Source organism: Sphingorhabdus sp. YGSMI21 (genome assembly GCF_002776575.1).
Classification (GTDB): Bacteria; Pseudomonadota; Alphaproteobacteria; order Sphingomonadales; family Sphingomonadaceae; genus Parasphingorhabdus.
The window spans coordinates 2,114,870-2,130,661 of record NZ_CP022548.1; the positions used below are offsets into that span (position 1 = coordinate 2,114,870).

At 61.5% G+C, this 15,792-nt stretch carries 16 protein-coding genes; 8 read left to right on the plus strand and 8 right to left on the minus strand.

Annotated elements, in window-relative coordinates; translation table 11 throughout:
• The first annotated feature begins 1 nt into the window (after position 1).
• A complete protein-coding gene (locus CHN51_RS10305) occupies positions 2–688 on the plus strand; it encodes a crotonase/enoyl-CoA hydratase family protein (RefSeq protein ID WP_100093941.1) in 687 nt (228 codons plus the stop codon).
• A 17-nt stretch (positions 689–705) separates the two neighbouring features.
• Here CHN51_RS10305 and CHN51_RS10310 read toward each other — a convergent pair whose 3' ends face one another.
• The 5 genes from CHN51_RS10310 to CHN51_RS10330 all read right to left on the minus strand — a co-directional run bounded on the left by CHN51_RS10310 (position 706) and on the right by CHN51_RS10330 (position 6,788).
• On the minus strand, positions 706–1,074 hold the full coding sequence (locus tag CHN51_RS10310; RefSeq protein WP_100093942.1) for a VOC family protein: 369 nt from the start codon (positions 1,072–1,074) through the stop codon (positions 706–708).
• A gap of 21 nt (positions 1,075–1,095) precedes the next feature.
• Positions 1,096–1,626 (minus strand): DUF4199 domain-containing protein, encoded by a 531-nt coding sequence (locus CHN51_RS10315; RefSeq protein WP_100093943.1) that lies wholly within the window; start codon positions 1,624–1,626, stop codon positions 1,096–1,098.
• 93 nt (positions 1,627–1,719) lie between these two features.
• Positions 1,720–2,145 carry a LuxR C-terminal-related transcriptional regulator gene (locus CHN51_RS10320; protein WP_206169885.1) on the minus strand — a complete coding sequence of 142 codons (426 nt, stop codon included), beginning with the start codon at positions 2,143–2,145 and terminating at the stop codon, positions 1,720–1,722.
• Between the two features lie 2 nt (positions 2,146–2,147).
• Positions 2,148–4,838 carry a DUF2339 domain-containing protein gene (locus CHN51_RS10325; protein ID WP_100093944.1) on the minus strand — a complete coding sequence of 897 codons (2,691 nt, stop codon included), beginning with the start codon at positions 4,836–4,838 and terminating at the stop codon, positions 2,148–2,150.
• A gap of 6 nt (positions 4,839–4,844) precedes the next feature.
• Complete coding sequence (locus CHN51_RS10330) at positions 4,845–6,788, minus strand: prolyl oligopeptidase family serine peptidase (RefSeq protein WP_240616686.1); 1,944 nt, start codon at positions 6,786–6,788, stop codon at positions 4,845–4,847.
• A 70-nt stretch (positions 6,789–6,858) separates the two neighbouring features.
• On the opposite strand from CHN51_RS10330, the gene pabB reads away from it, so the two are divergent.
• The 5 genes from pabB to CHN51_RS10355 all read left to right on the plus strand — a co-directional run bounded on the left by pabB (position 6,859) and on the right by CHN51_RS10355 (position 11,274).
• Positions 6,859–8,691, plus strand: a complete 1,833-nt coding sequence (gene pabB / locus CHN51_RS10335) for an aminodeoxychorismate synthase component I (RefSeq protein WP_206169886.1) — start codon at positions 6,859–6,861, stop codon at positions 8,689–8,691.
• A 31-nt stretch (positions 8,692–8,722) separates the two neighbouring features.
• Positions 8,723–8,905 (plus strand): type II toxin-antitoxin system HicA family toxin, encoded by a 183-nt coding sequence (locus CHN51_RS10340; protein ID WP_100093945.1) that lies wholly within the window; start codon positions 8,723–8,725, stop codon positions 8,903–8,905.
• 12 nt (positions 8,906–8,917) lie between these two features.
• Positions 8,918–9,304: a type II toxin-antitoxin system HicB family antitoxin gene (locus CHN51_RS10345; protein WP_100093946.1), complete on the plus strand. Its 387-nt coding sequence runs from the start codon at positions 8,918–8,920 to the stop codon at positions 9,302–9,304.
• Positions 9,305–9,489: 185 nt separating this feature from the next.
• Positions 9,490–10,155, plus strand: coding sequence for a hypothetical protein (locus CHN51_RS10350; protein WP_240616687.1), 666 nt, complete (start codon positions 9,490–9,492; stop codon positions 10,153–10,155).
• Positions 10,156–10,311: 156 nt separating this feature from the next.
• Complete coding sequence (locus CHN51_RS10355; protein WP_100093948.1) at positions 10,312–11,274, plus strand: sulfite exporter TauE/SafE family protein; 963 nt, start codon at positions 10,312–10,314, stop codon at positions 11,272–11,274.
• A 100-nt stretch (positions 11,275–11,374) separates the two neighbouring features.
• Here the strand turns inward: CHN51_RS10355 and CHN51_RS10360 are convergent, their stop codons facing one another.
• Complete coding sequence (locus CHN51_RS10360; protein ID WP_100093949.1) at positions 11,375–12,124, minus strand: glucose 1-dehydrogenase; 750 nt, start codon at positions 12,122–12,124, stop codon at positions 11,375–11,377.
• Positions 12,125–12,244: 120 nt separating this feature from the next.
• On the opposite strand from CHN51_RS10360, the gene CHN51_RS10365 reads away from it, so the two are divergent.
• Complete coding sequence (locus CHN51_RS10365) at positions 12,245–13,153, plus strand: LysR family transcriptional regulator (RefSeq protein WP_100093950.1); 909 nt, start codon at positions 12,245–12,247, stop codon at positions 13,151–13,153.
• Complete coding sequence (locus CHN51_RS10370) at positions 13,137–14,204, plus strand: DNA topoisomerase IB (RefSeq protein WP_206169887.1); 1,068 nt, start codon at positions 13,137–13,139, stop codon at positions 14,202–14,204. Before CHN51_RS10365 ends, CHN51_RS10370 begins: the two co-directional genes overlap by 17 nt.
• Before the next feature lie 174 nt (positions 14,205–14,378).
• On the opposite strand, the gene CHN51_RS10375 is transcribed toward CHN51_RS10370, so the two are convergent.
• Positions 14,379–14,921: a GNAT family protein gene (locus CHN51_RS10375; RefSeq protein WP_100093951.1), complete on the minus strand. Its 543-nt coding sequence runs from the start codon at positions 14,919–14,921 to the stop codon at positions 14,379–14,381.
• 45 nt (positions 14,922–14,966) lie between these two features.
• Positions 14,967–15,608 (minus strand): twin-arginine translocation pathway signal protein, encoded by a 642-nt coding sequence (locus CHN51_RS10380; protein ID WP_164089283.1) that lies wholly within the window; start codon positions 15,606–15,608, stop codon positions 14,967–14,969.
• Positions 15,609–15,792: the final 184 nt, after the last annotated feature.

The window sequence follows — 15,792 nt, forward strand, 5'->3', positions numbered from 1 at the left end:
CATGAGTATTTCCGTCGATATCCAGAATGATGTGGCCTTGATCACCTTGGACGATGGCAAGGCCAATGCCGTCAATTTCGACCTGATGATCGCGCTCAACGAAGCGCTGGACAAGGCCGAGGCGGACGCCAAGGCGATCGTGCTGGCAGGCCGTGAAGGCCGTTTTTCCGGCGGTTTTGATCTCGGCATGATGGGCAGCTTCACCCGCGAGGATTCCGTTCGTCTGCTCGACCGTGCTTCGGAGCTGGTGCTGCGGCTCTATGGTGGACCGCTTCCTGTGGTTGGTGCTTGCACCGGCCATGCGATTGCCATGGGCGTGTTCCTCCTCATGTCCTGCGACACGCGGGTGGGAGCCGCCGGCGAATTCAAGCTGGGCGCGAATGAATCGATCACCGGAATGACGCTGCCGGTATTCGCGGTCGAGCTCGCGCGCGACCGGCTCAGCCCGCTCCACCAGACCCGGGCGATGATACAGGCTTTCATCTATGATCCGAAAGGTGCGGTCGAGGCGGGATATCTGGATATGCTGGTGGAACCGGACAAGGTGGTCGGACAGGCAACGGCCATTGCGGAGCAACTCGCCAAGCTGCCGGGCCATGCCTATGCCTATCAGAAATCGGCGATGCGCAAACCGGCGCTGGACGCGATCCGCGCGAGCATTGGCAATCATCCGAATTTGCGGAACTAGGGTCTGGCCCTCAGTCTCTAGCGATGCTGGTCGATCAGGATCGGATTGCCGTCGGGATCGGTGAGCATGATGTTGGCCGGGCCTTCCCCGTCATCAGCCTGACTGTCGAGCTGCACGCCCGCCGCCAGCAATGATTTCTGGATATCGCGGACATCGTCGAAATCATCGAGATTCTGGCCATCCTGATCCCATCCTGGATTGAACGTCAGCATATTTTGGGGAAACATGCCCTCGAACAGGCCGATCAGCGTCTCGCCATTTTTCAGGATCAGCCATTTCTGGTCCTGATCGCCGCCGAATTGACCAAAGCCGAGCTTTTCGTAAAAGGCTCTGGAAGCGGCAATATCCTTCACCGCCAAGCTGATCGAAAAGGCTCCGAGTTTCATATTCATTCTCCTTGTGCGGGTTCATTGCCGTACGGGCAGGATTTTCGGATTTTGCAGAAGCGCAGCCGACAGGATCGATATGGTCAGGCCGACCGGAAATATCTCCAGAAAGGTCATCGGCATACGGATATAGATTTTTCCGTAGTCGGTTCGCATTTTTTCCAGACCGGCGATTTCCTCCGCCAGTTTCTCCGCCGGCAGCCCGACGGCCTTTCTGGCCTCGATCGCGCTGTTCACATAGCTGTCGATGAAAGCATGGCCGTTGCTCATCGAATAGAGTTCCCAGACCAATGTATAGATGATTCCGGCGATCACCGCGATGGCGAGCCCCATGGCAAAAGCGGGAAGAAAGCGGATCACCCCGCCCAGTTCCTGGTCGCGGTAGCGTTTGATGCCGATGAATATCATCGAAAGTGCAACCAGCATCGTTAGATAGCCGAACAGTTCGGATGACAGGAAACTACCGCCGTCGCTGACCACCAGGCCCAGGATCAGGGTGACGATAGTGATCGTTCCGGACAGCACTCCGTAGGTCAGGGCGATTTTTCGCATGATCGTTCCTCCGCTTGAGCGGCGGTTATGGCACCTGCACCCGCATTTGGAAATCACCCGGTTGGGTGATCTGAGGCCAATCACCCCGATATATTAGGGAATCAGATGCAGGGACCGCGCCTGTTCGATCGCCCTGACGCGGCCGCTGACCTGCAGTTTTCCGTAAAGTCTCGCGATATGGGTCTTCACGGTGTTGGGCGAAATATCGAGCGTCCGCGCGATCTCCTTGTTCGACTGTCCCGCCGCCAGCGCCACGAGTACTTCGAGTTCCCGGTCCGAAATTCCCAGCGATTTCAGCGCCGCCCTGTTCTGTTCAAACGGACCGCGCGCTTTTTTCGCGGTCAGCCTGTGCCCCACCCAGATGCCCAGCGCGGCAAAGACCAATGCGATCAGAACGACATAGATTTCCACCGAATAGACCTTGGTGAAATATTGATATTGCAGCCACTCCAGAGCGAAAACAGCGGCGGCGAGGGCCATGGCGTAGAGGATGACAATCCGGACCACCGAACGGGACATGGTCACCCGCCGCTATTTTCTGCCGCGCCCGGAATTTCCCGCTTCATCAGCTTGCCATATATCCAGCCGATGCCGATCAGCGCAAAGCCGAGGCCGAGGAAGGACAGGATTCTCAACAGGCCGTCCAGTTGCGCATCGATCAGGAAGACCTTGAACGTCACCAGAGTAAGCAGCAACAATCCGGCGATTCGCAGCAGGGCGTTGGTCGTCTGGATGCCCCGCGCAAGCCAGGCAATGGCGAGCAGCAACAGACTGGCGCTGTACAGATATGTCTCCGTGGTCGTATATCCCGGTCCGCTGCTCATTACCGGGCCGCCTGGCCCGCTGGTGACATTCGTCGACAAAGCGATAATCGAGCCGTGGACGGCTTGCCGGACCGTCACCATGACCGCCGCGACGGTGGCGATCATGCTGCCGATTTCAAGCGAACGGATCCATTGATCCGCGCCTTCTTGCGCCGCTCTGGTTCTGGCAAACAACCACAGCCAGAGCGCCACGGCACCATAATGCAACGTCCCCAGATTGGCGAACGGAGCAGGTCCCATCATCTGTCGCACATTGGTGGGACTGAGCAGCAGCAGATCAAAATAGACAAAGCGGAACAGCGCGATTGCGGCCAGTGTCCAACCCAGCATCCTTATTGTAAATATCCATTCGCCAGGCCATGGGCGGCGCAGCAACAGCCAGCCGGCCGCCGCGAACAAATGGGTGAATATCGCCCGTTCGGCAAAGCCATATTGGACGAACTGCTCTATCGATCCGATCGCGAGAATCTGCTTGAGCAGCAGATAGGCGAAGGCACCCGAGCCGATGAGCCCGACATTGGCCAGGATCGCCGCCAGATGCCGCTCCAATATCCCGCGGAAGACATAGGCCAGCGCCAGAAGCGCGAGACACGGGACCAGGAGCTCCGGCAACAGCAACCATGGGTCCGGCAGATAGTCGTAAAGGCCGGTTTCGCCGCTGAGTGAAGCGAATAAGGTGAGGGCAAGCCCGCTCGAGGAAATCGCGGCCATCACGCCGCCCGTGATGGCTGCTGCAAAGGCTTCCCGGGCCACGGCCTTGCTGTTGCAATATCGTGCCCATGCCGCGAGTCCGGCCGCAACCAGAACGATGATGATCGCTGCGAACCTCTCCGGTGTCCACAACCACAAGGCGGCTGTCAGAAATATCGCTGTGAGCGCGCTTGCCACTGCCAAAACGATCAAGCCGCTTTGCAAGCGGCTACGCCAGGCCATGATGCCGGTGCTGATGCCGACAAGGAAGCAGGCGGCTCCCCAGCCATTGTTTGTCCATTCCAGTCGGCCAAGAATCGCTGCCACAACCAGCATTCCGGTCGGCGCCGCCAGTCCGATGAACGCCCAGATGCTACCGTCCTTTTCGCGCAGCGCGAAGACATGCCCGGCGAGACCGAAAAGCACTGCAAAGCCGATGGCGGGGAGCAGGTCGCCCTGATCCGGTCCATAGTCCGAAAAGGCAGCGGCGACCATCGCAAGTGTCAAACCCAGAGCGCCCGCAGCGGCTGGTGTCATTTCCGCGTCTCGCCAGCTCAGCGCGATCGCAAATATGGCGAGCACCGCGAAGAACAGCCAGCTGGCGGGCGAATATTCTATCAGTGGCGCGAGGATGATCAGCTGGACCAGTCCGGCGGCGAGCGGAATGCTCCGCATGGCCACCTTGGGGACACCAAAAATCCGGTCGGTGCGGGACAGGGTCAGCACACCGCCGATCGCGAGCAGGATGATGAATATGCCGACCAGGGAACTGTCGCCGGATATGTCCATGAACAGCAGGGCCGTGGTCCAGATCACGCTACCGCCAGTGGCGAGCAGCGCCAGCCAGGCCCAGCCGCGATGGATCGCGAGACCGAACAGTCCCGCTGTGAAAATCCCGAGATAAATGACCAGGGGCGCGATCGATTCAGGCCCCACACCGGCGACATAGGGCGCAGCGAAACCGCCAATCAGGCCCATGATAGCCGTCGGTGGTCCGTGCTTTTGCGACAACAGGAAGGCAAGGATGGTGATCGCGACAACCCCGGCGAGGGCGCTGGTCAGTCCGAGCAGGCCATAAAGCTCGCTGGCCATGTACAGTGTTGCGTAAAGCACGGCGACCCCCGCGCCTGCGACGCTGTGGCCGATCCGCAAGTCGTCGGTGAAAATCTTTCCAAAGCGCGGGATGCGATGACCGAATTCGGCAGACCCGATCAGCAAAAGCCCGAACAGGGCAGCGGTTGCACAGCGCGCGGCCGGACCGAACAGACCGGCTTCGATCGAGAAACGGACGAGAAAAAATCCGGCGAACACCAGCGCGATGCCGCCAATCCAGATCGGCAATTTGCCACCGATCAGATCTTCAAACCGCTTGCCGGCACTGGCGGGAGCCTCTTCTTCGACGGGCTCAATATGTTCGGACGCTTCTGCAGCCTGTTCCACATTCGCCGTTGCCTCAGCTTCTTCGGTCAGGCGAGGACTGTCCGGAACGCGTTTCGGGCGCGCTCTCCGCAACGGTTCGGCACCGGGAACGGGCTCGGCGTTGCGAACGGGCGCGGAAATTTTCTCGACCGCGCTGTTCAGCTCGCCCAGGCCATATTCCAGTTCTTCGATGCGGGCGCGAAGATATTTGATGGTTTTCCGGCTGTCGAAAACCACAAAGAAAAGGACGACCAGCCCGACGAAGATCAGAAATGTCATATGCTGCTATTCCTCATTCAACAGATATTTTTGCCAAAAAACCAGGCTCGCCCAGAATTGATAATCAGCATTGGCTTTCTTGCGGAAACCGTGCCCCTCGTTCTCGGCCAGCAGATGCCAGGCGGGACGGTCATTGGCGCGGACCGCGGCGACGATCTGGTCGGCTTCGCTGGCCGGGACGCGCGGATCATTGGCGCCCGTCACTACCATCAGCGGAATATCGATTTCGCTGGCGCGGAGCAGGGGGCTGATTTCCTCGAGTTTCGCGCGCTGTTCGGGAATGCGCTCGTCGCCATATTCCACCCGCCGCAAATCGCGGCGATAGGCCTGGGTGTTTTCCAGGAACGTGACGAAATTCGAGATGCCGACAACCTCCAGCCCGGCCTTCAGCTTCTTGCCGTAGCGCAGCATCGACGCGAGCGTCATATAGCCGCCATAGCTGCCGCCGGTTACGGCGATGCGCTTGCGGTCGACGTGCCGGTCGTGGCGCAGATGGTCGAGAAACGCTCCGATATCCAGCACGCTGTCCTCGCGCCGCCACGGACCATTGTCCAGCGCGACAAATCTTTTGCCAAAGCCGGTCGACCCCCGGACATTGGGATAGAATATCGCGATCCCCAGTTCGTTGATCAGATAATTGCTGCGCCCCAGAAAGCGGGGTGTGGCCTGGCCTTCCGGCCCACCGTGGATGTTGATGATCAGCGGCCGCTTGCCCTTGTGCCGGGCGGGGTCGGGCCGGTAGAGAAAGCCGGAAATTTTCTCGCCGTCGAAACTTTCTATCTCGACCAGTTCCGGCGTGACATTGTCGGCGCTGTCCAGCCCGCCGGTCTCGCTCCTGGTCCAGCGGGTGATCGCCAGCGTCTCCGGATTGACGCTATAGGCATCGGTGCCGGTGCGGTTGCTGTTCAGCGTGATGCCCAGCGCTCCCCAGGGCGCGAACTGGACGCCGCTGATCACGCCGTCGGACAAGCCCTCGACGACGCGGATTTCTCCGCTTTCCATGTCATAGAATTTGAGTACGGAACGGCCGGCATGATTGACTTCAAAGGCAATCCAGCGTCCGTCTTCGCTGATATCGAAGTCGGTGATATCCCGGATTTTCTCGTCTATTACCGGCTCGAACCGGCCGGTTTCCAGATTGACGATGCCGAGCCTTTTGACGTCGCTGCCGTCGTCCGACGCTGCCCAGAGGCGGCCGTCGGGCGCGAATTTCAGCCCGTCATAGGCAACCGGCCGTTCGCTGTCGGTCAGCTTGCGCGACGTTCCCTGCGCGATGTCGATCAGATAGAGCTGGTTGTCGGTGACCGAGACATAGTTGAACACCAGCAACTGCTTGTCATCCGGTGAAAAATCGATCGGGAACCAGCCGCCACCGGTCGAGGCGACCAGCATTTTCGCGCTTTCCGGGCGGGCCGGGTTCATCAGATAGATGTCGTTATACAGTCCGGTGCGCTTGTTCGAGCCGAAGGCGACCAATGTGCCGCTGCTCGACCAGGGGCCCAGACTGTTGCGGCTTTCGCCGTCGGTGAGCATCTTCGACTGGCCCTTTTCCAGCGCGAAAATCTGGTTGACCTCGTTACCGCCGCTGTCCTTCTGGAACAGCAGAGCCGAGCCGTCGGGCGCATAGCGGGCGGAATAGACCGGTTCGCCGGCGAAGGTCAGTTGCTCGCGCTGTCCCATCGGGGAGGCGACGCGGTGCAGCTGGCTGGTGTCGGCGAAGCGGGTGGCGATCAGCATGGCTCTGGTCTCGGGATCCCAGTCGACAAAACTGGCGGTGCGATATTCCATATAGGACCGGGTGCGGTCGACGATTTCCTGAGGAATATCAGGTATCTGGTCCGCTACCAGCGCGGCCGGGCGCGGCGCGACCGCTTCCCCGGCAACAGCCCCGCTCGCGCCCGCTAGGGCCAGTATCGCCATGCCAATCCGGCAAAACCGCGCAAAAACCATTCCCGTCACTCCCTGCTTTCTTTCGTCATGCTTATGGACGAATGGGTGCAAAAGCAATTAGGGGTGAGTGATGTTCGGTGGAAAATCTCCCTTTGTCCTGCTCGACGATGTGCGCCCGTCCGGCGGCGCTCCGGCGCGGCTTTACAGCGATCCGGTGGAGATCATCCGGGCGGACAAATTGGAAGACTTGGAAGCATGTTTTGCCGCCCTGTCGCGGGCCCGATTGGCGGGAAAGCATGTGGCGGGCTATCTTTCCTATGAAGCGGGATTAGCGCTGGAGGCGCGGTTGCGGGGCAAAATGCCGACGGATTTGCCTGCGCCGCTGGCATGGTTTGGAATATTTAAAGATTACAAGGAGTTAAGTCCAGACGCCGTCGCCGAAGCGCTGCCCGACCGCAACGGGGCGTGGCTGGGACGGCTCAAGCCCTCTATCTCGCGCGACGCCTATGACGCGGCGTTCAAAAAGGTACAAAAATATATCAACAATGGCGATATCTATCAGGCCAATCTCACGTTTCGCGCCGAAATGGACTTTTCCGGACATCCGCTGGCGCTTTATGCCGCGATCCGGGACCGGGCGCAGGCCGGCTATGGCGGCGTCGTGTTTGACGGCGACAACTGGATGCTGTCCTTCTCGCCGGAACTGTTCTTCGCGCTGAAAGATGGCCGGATCACCGCCAAGCCGATGAAGGGCACCGCCGCGCGCCTCGCCGATCCGGAAGCGGACGCAGCGGTGCAGGACCATCTGCAGAGCGACCCGAAGCAGCGCGCGGAAAATCTGATGATCGTCGACCTGCTGCGCAACGACCTGTCGCGGGTGGCGCAGCGGGGCAGCGTCGCCGTGCCGGAGCTGTTCCATATCGAAAGCTATCCGACCATCCACCAGATGACCTCGACCGTCACCGCGCAGCTGCAGGACGGGCTCGACGCGGTCGATGTGATCCGGCAGATTTTCCCCTGCGGTTCGATCACCGGCGCGCCGAAAATCCGGGCGATGGAGATTATCGACGAGCTGGAAAACGCGCGCCCGGGCTCCCCCGCCGACCACGCCCCGCGCGGCATCTATTGCGGCTCGATCGGCCGGATCGACGCGCCCGACGCACAGGGCCGCTCCGACGCCGCCTTCAATGTCGCGATCCGCACCTTCTTCCTGCAAGAGGGCAAAGAAACGCTTTCCATCGGCCTCGGCTCTGGCATAGTGACGGACTCGAACGGGGAAGACGAGTGGCGGGAATGCCTCGCCAAGGGGAGATTTGCGAAAGTGGATGCCAATGCGGAAGGCGGCCATAAGGTCGATCTGATCGAGACCATGGCCTTTGATCCCGCCAGCGGCATCGCCCGGCTGGAAGCGCATCTCGAGCGGATGAAGACCAGCGCCGCCACCCTCGACTTCGAATTCGACCGCCACGCCGCCCGCAACGCGATCCAGGCGATCACCTTTCACCAGGACAGCCCCGCGATGGTCCGCCTGCACCTCGGCCAGTCCGGCGCGCTGGCGATCGAGCTGAAACCGATGCCCGCCCCGCAAGACGGCCCGGTGCCATGCCGGCTGGTGCCGATGCAGGCCGACAAGGCGGACTTCCGCCTCCACCACAAGACCAGCGACCGGCGGGTCTATCAGGTCGCCAGCGAAGAGGGCGGACCGGGCGAGGGCGCCCACCCGATCTTCGTCGATGGCGAGGGCTATGTCACCGAAGGCGCGATCTGGAATGTCTTCGTCGAGCGCAACGGCAAGCTGCTGACGCCGCCTCTGGGCCGCGGCGTGCTGCCGGGCGTGCTGCGCGCGGAACTGCTGGAGAGCGGGCAGGCGGTCGAGGCGGACCTGACTGCGGACGATCTGGCGGGCGGGTTTCTGGTGGGGAATAGTGTGCGGGGGTTGGTGAGGGCTACAAGCGTCGATTGACTTTCATCAAAAAATGTGTATATAAATACACATGGAGCGGAGCAGCAAGCAGATCATCCGGCGGCTCCGCAAGGAGGGCTATGAACTGGTTTCGGTCAGAGGCTCCCACCATAAATATCGCAAGGATGATCGCACCATCATTGTTCCGCATCCCAGGAAAGACTTGCCCGTCGGCACGGCGCGCAGCATCGCCCGGATGGCGGGATGGATTTGAAAGGCCCAGCCCATGTTTTATTTTGCCGTTGTGCATAAGGATGAAGACAGCGCCTACGGAATTTCCTTTCCGGATGTGCCCGGCTGCTTTTCCGCGGCGGACCGGCAAGAGGATATTATTGCCAACGCGATCGAGGCGCTGTCGCTCTATTTCGAGGATGAGGAGTTGATCCCCGCCAGTCCGATCGGCGAAATCCAGAAATCCGCTGCCGACGATCTGAAGCACGGCGCCTTTCTGGTCCAGATTCCCTATCTGGAGCGCACCGGCCGGACCGGCCGCTATAATGTCTCACTCGACACCGGCGTCGTTAAAATGATCGACAGCGCCGCCCGCACCCGCAAGATGACGCGCAGCGCGTTTCTGGAGGATGCGGCGTTGAAGGAGATTGGGGTGGGGTGAGGAGGTATAATGAGGTTTTTTGCCAATTAGTCCGCTCGCACCGTAATTCTGGCAGCGCGCGGGATCTCAGGTCTCCAGCTCCACCGAATTGCTTTAATTTAGCCAATTGGTGAAAAATAGTTTCACTAATTGACGACCTCTCACCTAAGAGATGGGATCGAATCACTTAATTGGGGGGTCCAATAATGAAGACGTTTTTGCTGGTGGCTACGGCTGCTATGAGTTTTACTGTAACACAAGCCATCGCTCAGGAATCCCCGCCAACGGAAGCGGTCGCTCCGGTTGCGGAACCGACATCGGCCGCGGTGGCCCCTATTCCTGAACTGGTGACTCAGAACGCGGTTTTACGCGCTGGAACGCCGATCACGCTTCGCTTGATGGAAGAAGTGACAACCAAGAAGAAGTCGGCCCGCGTCGGGCAACGCGTGCGCATGGAAGTCGCCGCCCCAGTCTACGTCAATGACGTCGTTGTTATCCCTGCCGGGTCGCCTGCTGAAGCGGAGCTGACGAGCGTTCGCAACAAGGGCATGTGGGGCAAATCGGGCAAGCTTGAAGCACGTGCCCTGTTCGCTCGGGTCAACGGTCGGCAAATCCGTCTGACCGGTGCCTTTGACGACAAGGGTGTGACGGGAACAGCCGGCGTGGTTGGTGCGATTGCGCTGGTCCCGATTGCCGGATTTTTCATGACAGGAACCAGTGCCGTTTTCCCGATGGGGGGCGAAGTGCCGGCCTTTATCGATGAAGATGTGGAACTGGCTATTCAGGCAAAGAAAGCGGCGCCACTAACGGTTGAAACGCCAGCGGCTCCACTGGCGATCGAGGCCGAAACAAGCGCAGCCGCGACGGAATAATTATCATTAGAATGGCGGTGGCAGCGCGCTCTGAGACCGGACCTGTGCGGGTTTCTCGCGCGAACTGTCACTGCCATTCCCTTTTCACCATCCGACCCCACCTCGGTTGGTTCATTACCGCTTGCGTCGCGCTGCGCATTTCGCCAACGCCACCGCATGACCACTCCTCACCATAAATCCACAGCACCGGCGCAAGGCCGCCTCGTAATCTACGGCGCTGCCGTGCTGCTCGCGCTTTATGCCGGCATCTTGCTGTTTGCCTCTTATGATCCCGCTCTGCTGGGGCAGCTCTGGTTTCTGCCCGGCATCGGGGCGCTGGCGGCGGTGATTGCCAATACGTCGGGGACCGGGGGCGGGGTGGTGTTTGTGCCGGTGTTCAACGGGCTGCGCGAGCACGGGGTCATGGCGCTAGATCCGCTGCGGGTCACCGCCGCGTCGATGGCGATCCAATGCTTCGGCATGACCATCGGCGGGCTGCGCTGGACCGACCGTCTGCTGCACCAGCCGGATGCGGGCGCGGCTGGCGTGGCTGGCGCGGGCTATGTCCGGGTCCGGCCGCGCGATTTTGCCCTGGTGATCGGGGCGGTGCTCGCCTTTGCGCTGCCGGCGCTGCTGGCGATGCAGCGGTTGGCCATGGTCGACGGGCAGATGATCCTGCTCGGCTACAAGATTTTCTCGATCTTTCTCGGGCTCGCGCTGATCATCACCACCTGGACGATCAACCACAAAAGGGCGGAGCGGGCGCGGCTGGAGAAGGTCGACCTGCTGATCCTGATGCTGATCGCGATCCCCGGCGGTGCGCTCACCGCGCTCTTCTCGGTCGGCGTGGGGGAGCTGGTCGCGCTCTATCTGTTCATCCGCCACTATCCGGTGCTGCTGTGCACCGGCACCGCCTGCGTCATTTCCTCGATCAGCGTGCTGGCCGGCATCGTCTGGCATATCGAGATGGACACGGTGGCGTGGGAGATCGTGCTGCTGGCCGGACCGGGCGCGGTACTCGGCGCCTTTCTCGCCCGCCCGATCGCCCTGTGGCTGGGCGCGAAAAGGCTGAAGACGCTGGACGGGACGTGGATTGTGTTGTCGGCAGTCTATCTGATCGTGCTGAACTGGGTTTTTTGAGCGGGACGGCGATCGCCCGCTCCGGATTGCTGCCGAAGATCGGGCAGGTCGGAGAGGGCAGCCGGTTATCAGCCCTTTCTCCAGCCTGCCGCTATCCGGGTCAGATTTGGGCCTGACCGCCGTCGACGAAAAGCTCGATGCCGTTGATGAAGCTGGCCTCGTCGGACGCGAGAAAGAGGACCGCGCGGGCGATCTCTTCGGGCTGGCCAATCCGGCCGGCAGGGATCGTGCCGGCAAGCTGTTCCTTGACGGCTTCGGCGTCCGCGCCGCCGCCAAACAGATGGTCGAGACCGGCGGTCTCGGTCAGACCGGGGCTGACGGCATTGACGCGGATATGACGATCCTTGAGATCGAGAATCCAGTTGCGGGCAAAATTGCGGACCGCCGCCTTGGTCGCGGAATAGACGCTGAAATTCTCGGTACCCGTGCTGGCGGTTGTGGATGCGGTCAGAATGATCGAAGCGCCGTCGCGGAGCATCGGCAGCGCCTTTTGCACCGTGAAGAGGACGCCCTTCACGTTGGTATCGAAAGTGCGCTGATAATGGTCCTCGGTGATCGCGCCGAGCGGTAGGAGCTCGCCGCCACCGGCATTGGCAAACAGCACGTCAATCTGCGCATGCTGCTGCTGGACCGCATCATAAAGCCGGTCGATATCGGCGAGCTTGGCCGTGTCGCCGCGCACGCCGGTGACGTTCCCGCCGATCAGCTTCACGGCGGCGTCGAGCGAATCCTGACGCCGCCCGGTGATAAATACGGCGGCTCCCTGTGCGGCAAATGCCTTTGCGGTCGCGAGGCCAATGCCGCTCGTGCCGCCCGTTATCACCACAACCTTGTTTTCAAACTTGTCCATTGTCTGTCTCCTCTGTCCTGCGGACAAGACCGTCTTGCCGCGTTCAAGGGAGATGAACCTGAAACGATAAGGCTTGTAGTGGGCAAAATTGACACCTATCGTTCTGTTAATGGAACGACGATGAAGACTGATCTGAATGATTTTGCCTATTTCGCCGAGGTCGTGACCCATGGCGGCTTTGCGGCGGCGGCGCGGGTGTTGCACGAGCCCAAGTCCAAGCTCAGTCGGCGCATCGCCCGGCTCGAGGAGCGTCTCGGGCTGCGCCTGATCGAACGGACCAGCCGCAGGTTTCGCGTGACCGATGTGGGGCAGGCCTTTTACGAGCGGTGCCGGACAATCCAGCTGGAAGCCGAGCAAGCCGAGGCGCTGGTGATGCAGGCGCAATCCGAACCAAACGGGCTGGTCCGTTTCAGCTGCCCAACCGGGATGATCGAGCTTGTATCGGACCTGGTCGGGAGTTTTCTGAAGCGCTACCCCCGAATGCGTCTGCAGTTGGTTGCGACCGACCGGGCGGTGGACCTGATCGGCGAGCGGATCGACCTCGCCCTGCGGGTCCGTGTCGCACTGACGAGCGATGCTGAACTCACCATGCGCTCGCTCGGAAGTTCCACCCGTATTCTCGTCGCACATCCGGCGATGGCTGCGGGGCTGAACGATTGCGCGCAACTGGCGCGGCTCCCTATCCTCGCGACCAACGATACGGATGGCGAAACGGAGTGGCATCTGGAGGCCGAAGATGGCCGCACCGAGACATGCCGTCACGAACCGCGGCTCGGTTGCAGCGATATGGCCGCGGTGCGGGAAGCGGCGATCGCCGGTCTGGGCGTCGCTTTGCTGCCTTACCATGTCTGCCTACAGGCGCTCAGCGACAGACGGCTCGTCCGGGCGCTGCCCGACTGGCGCGGGCAAAAGGGTCTGGTTCACCTTGTCTTCACGACGCGGCGCGGCCTGCCGCCGGCTGTCCGCGCCCTGATCGACCATCTCGCGGCAGGCTTCCCGCGCGATATTCTGGATGATCCATCAATCTGAGATCGTCTCGGGAACCGAATATCGCGGTCGGCGTTTTTCGCTCATGATCCACGATTCCTCTCTCGGCATCCCCAGCCTGGTCTACAGCAGCGACGAGGAGCCGGGCATATCGCGGGTGCGGCGGGGGCGGGGGTTTCAATATCTATTGCCCGACAAGAGCCATCTGAAATGCCGGGTGGAACTGGCGCGGATCAGGAAGCTGGGCATTCCGCCGGCCTATAGCGACGTGTGGATCTGCCCCAAGGCCAATGGCCATATTCAGGCGACCGGTTTCGATGCCGCGGCGCGCAAGCAATATCGCTATCATGACGACTGGCGGCTCTATCGCGACCGGCAGAAATTCGACCAGCTGGCGGAATTTGCCACGCGGTTGCCGCGGATCCGGCGCAAGGTGAACGCTTTGCTGCGGCCCGACGGCGCGGCCGATGTGCAAAGCAAGGAGGTGGCGATTGCCGCGCTGGTGCGGCTGATCGACCGGACCGCCATCCGGGTTGGCGGCAGCTCGCGGATGAGCAAGGGGGCGACTACGCTGGATATCGGTAATATCCGCTATGACGAGGACAGGCTGCGCCTGCGCTATCGCGCCAAGGGCGGGAAGAAGGTGAGTTGCAGTCTGCGCGACACGCGGCTGCAGAGGATATTGGAGCAGATTGACGATCTGCCCGGCAAGCGCCTGTTCCAATATGTCGGCAGCGACGGCGCGGTCCATCCGCTCGACAGCGGCGACGTCAACGACTGGCTGAAAGAGGCGTCGGGCATGGACAGCCTGAGCGCCAAAATGTTCCGCACCTGGCACGGCAGCGTCGCCGCGCTGGACGCGATTGCTTCCCTTGAGAACCCGACGAACAAACAGGCCTGCGAAGCCGCCGCTGCGACCCTGCGCAACACGCCGGCGATTTGCCGAAAGAGCTATGTCCATCCGGCGGTGTTCGATCTGGTCGAGATGGACGCGGAGGAACGGGCGGCGCTGATCGAGGGGCTTGGCGCGGATATCGCGGGCCTGCGGGTGGGCGAGAACCGCTTTGTCGGGTTGATTGGCGGAGGGCGTTGAGGGCTTCTCTGCCGGCTTCAAGATGGTCGTCCCAGCGTAGGCTGGGACCCAACCCGAGCCTGCTTTCGCACACCGCCAATTGGTTTGGATCCCGGCCTTCGCCGGGATGACATTGTCTTGCGGGCAAGGATGCCGCGGGGGGCATCTAATCCCCGACCGCAATATCCCCGCCGCTCACAACAATGTGCAACCCATGGTCCATTCGCGCCGCAGCAGGCCGTAGACCAGCATGTCGCACAGGCCTGCATGCGTGCGCTCATGTTCGCGCAGGCAGGCTTCGCGGGTGAAGCCCAGACGCTCGGCCAGCGCGACCGAGGCCAGGTTCCGGCTGTCGATTTCCGCAAACACCCGGCGATGGTCTTCCCGTTCGAACAAATGGGTGATCAGCGCGGCGGTGCAGGCGCGGGCGACGCCCCGGCCCTGCCGGTTGGCGACCGTGACATATCCCAGCTCGCTCACCTGATCGTCTCCGGCCGGGACCGCGACAAAGCGGCCCACAAGGGCACCGTCGGATTTGTCGATTGCGACCCAGCTGCGGCCATTCCATTCCGGATCGGTGAGCCAGGCGCATAGTTCGGCTTCGCTCTCGAAACGCGGGCGCGCGAGAAAGCGGCAGGCCTCCTCGCTCGCAAATGTCTCGAACAGGGCCGCGCTGTCCCCGGGCTCCAGCTTGCGAAGCCGATATTGGTCGGTCTCGATCAGTGGCGTGTCCGGCATCGGGTCACCCCCTTGTTCCTGTCCGCATCGGGCCGCTTGTCATGATCACTGGTCAGCCTCGCCGGCCTTTGATGCCGCCACGAGGGCGTCCCAGCTATCCCAGTCGATCGCGCGGCCCGGATAGGCGACCTTCTCGAACGGCCAGTCGCTTTCGATCCAGCGGCTTGCCCAGGCATAAAGTTCGGCGTCGAAGCCCGCGTCAAATTCGGCCTTGGTCACCCACAGGCGGACCTCGGCGTCATGGCCGTCGACGCTGCTCGGGCGGACATAGAGCGAGCCCCGCTCGCGGCTGCCGTCCGGCGTCAGCACGGCATAGGCAAAGGACTCGCGTTTTGCGAAGCGGGCCTGTTCGGTTTCCATATCCAGCATGGCATCGGCAGCGGAAATATCCTTGTGCGGCCAGCCGGTGCTGCGGGTGAAGGTCTGCTGCAAATGTTCAATCGAGGACATATAGGCCGCGAAATCGATATCGACGAGCTCGGGGCCGAGCGGGACAAGCTTGAAATTTTCGGTTTCCACCAGCGTCGGAGCATCGAAATCCGCCGGTATGAAGGCGGGGGGAGCTTCGGCATCCGGCTCTGCAATCGCGGCGGTGCTGGCCGTTGCAACTGCTGCCGCGGTTGCCGGGCCGCTCGTCATCAACAACATAGCCGCCGTCAGGGCTGCGCCTGTTATCCTGAAAATCATCATGCTTGCTCCCCGATCATGCCTGTTTCGGAGGATTGCATCCGCGGGCGCCCGGCGCAACCGTTCAATTGTTTCGGGACGGATCCGGCCGGATTTCCTGCAGGCGGGGAGGGGGATCGGTCACCGCTCGGCTGCGCCGCGTGGGGCCTTTTCCCGCCTTCAAAAAATTCCGGAAATATCCGGA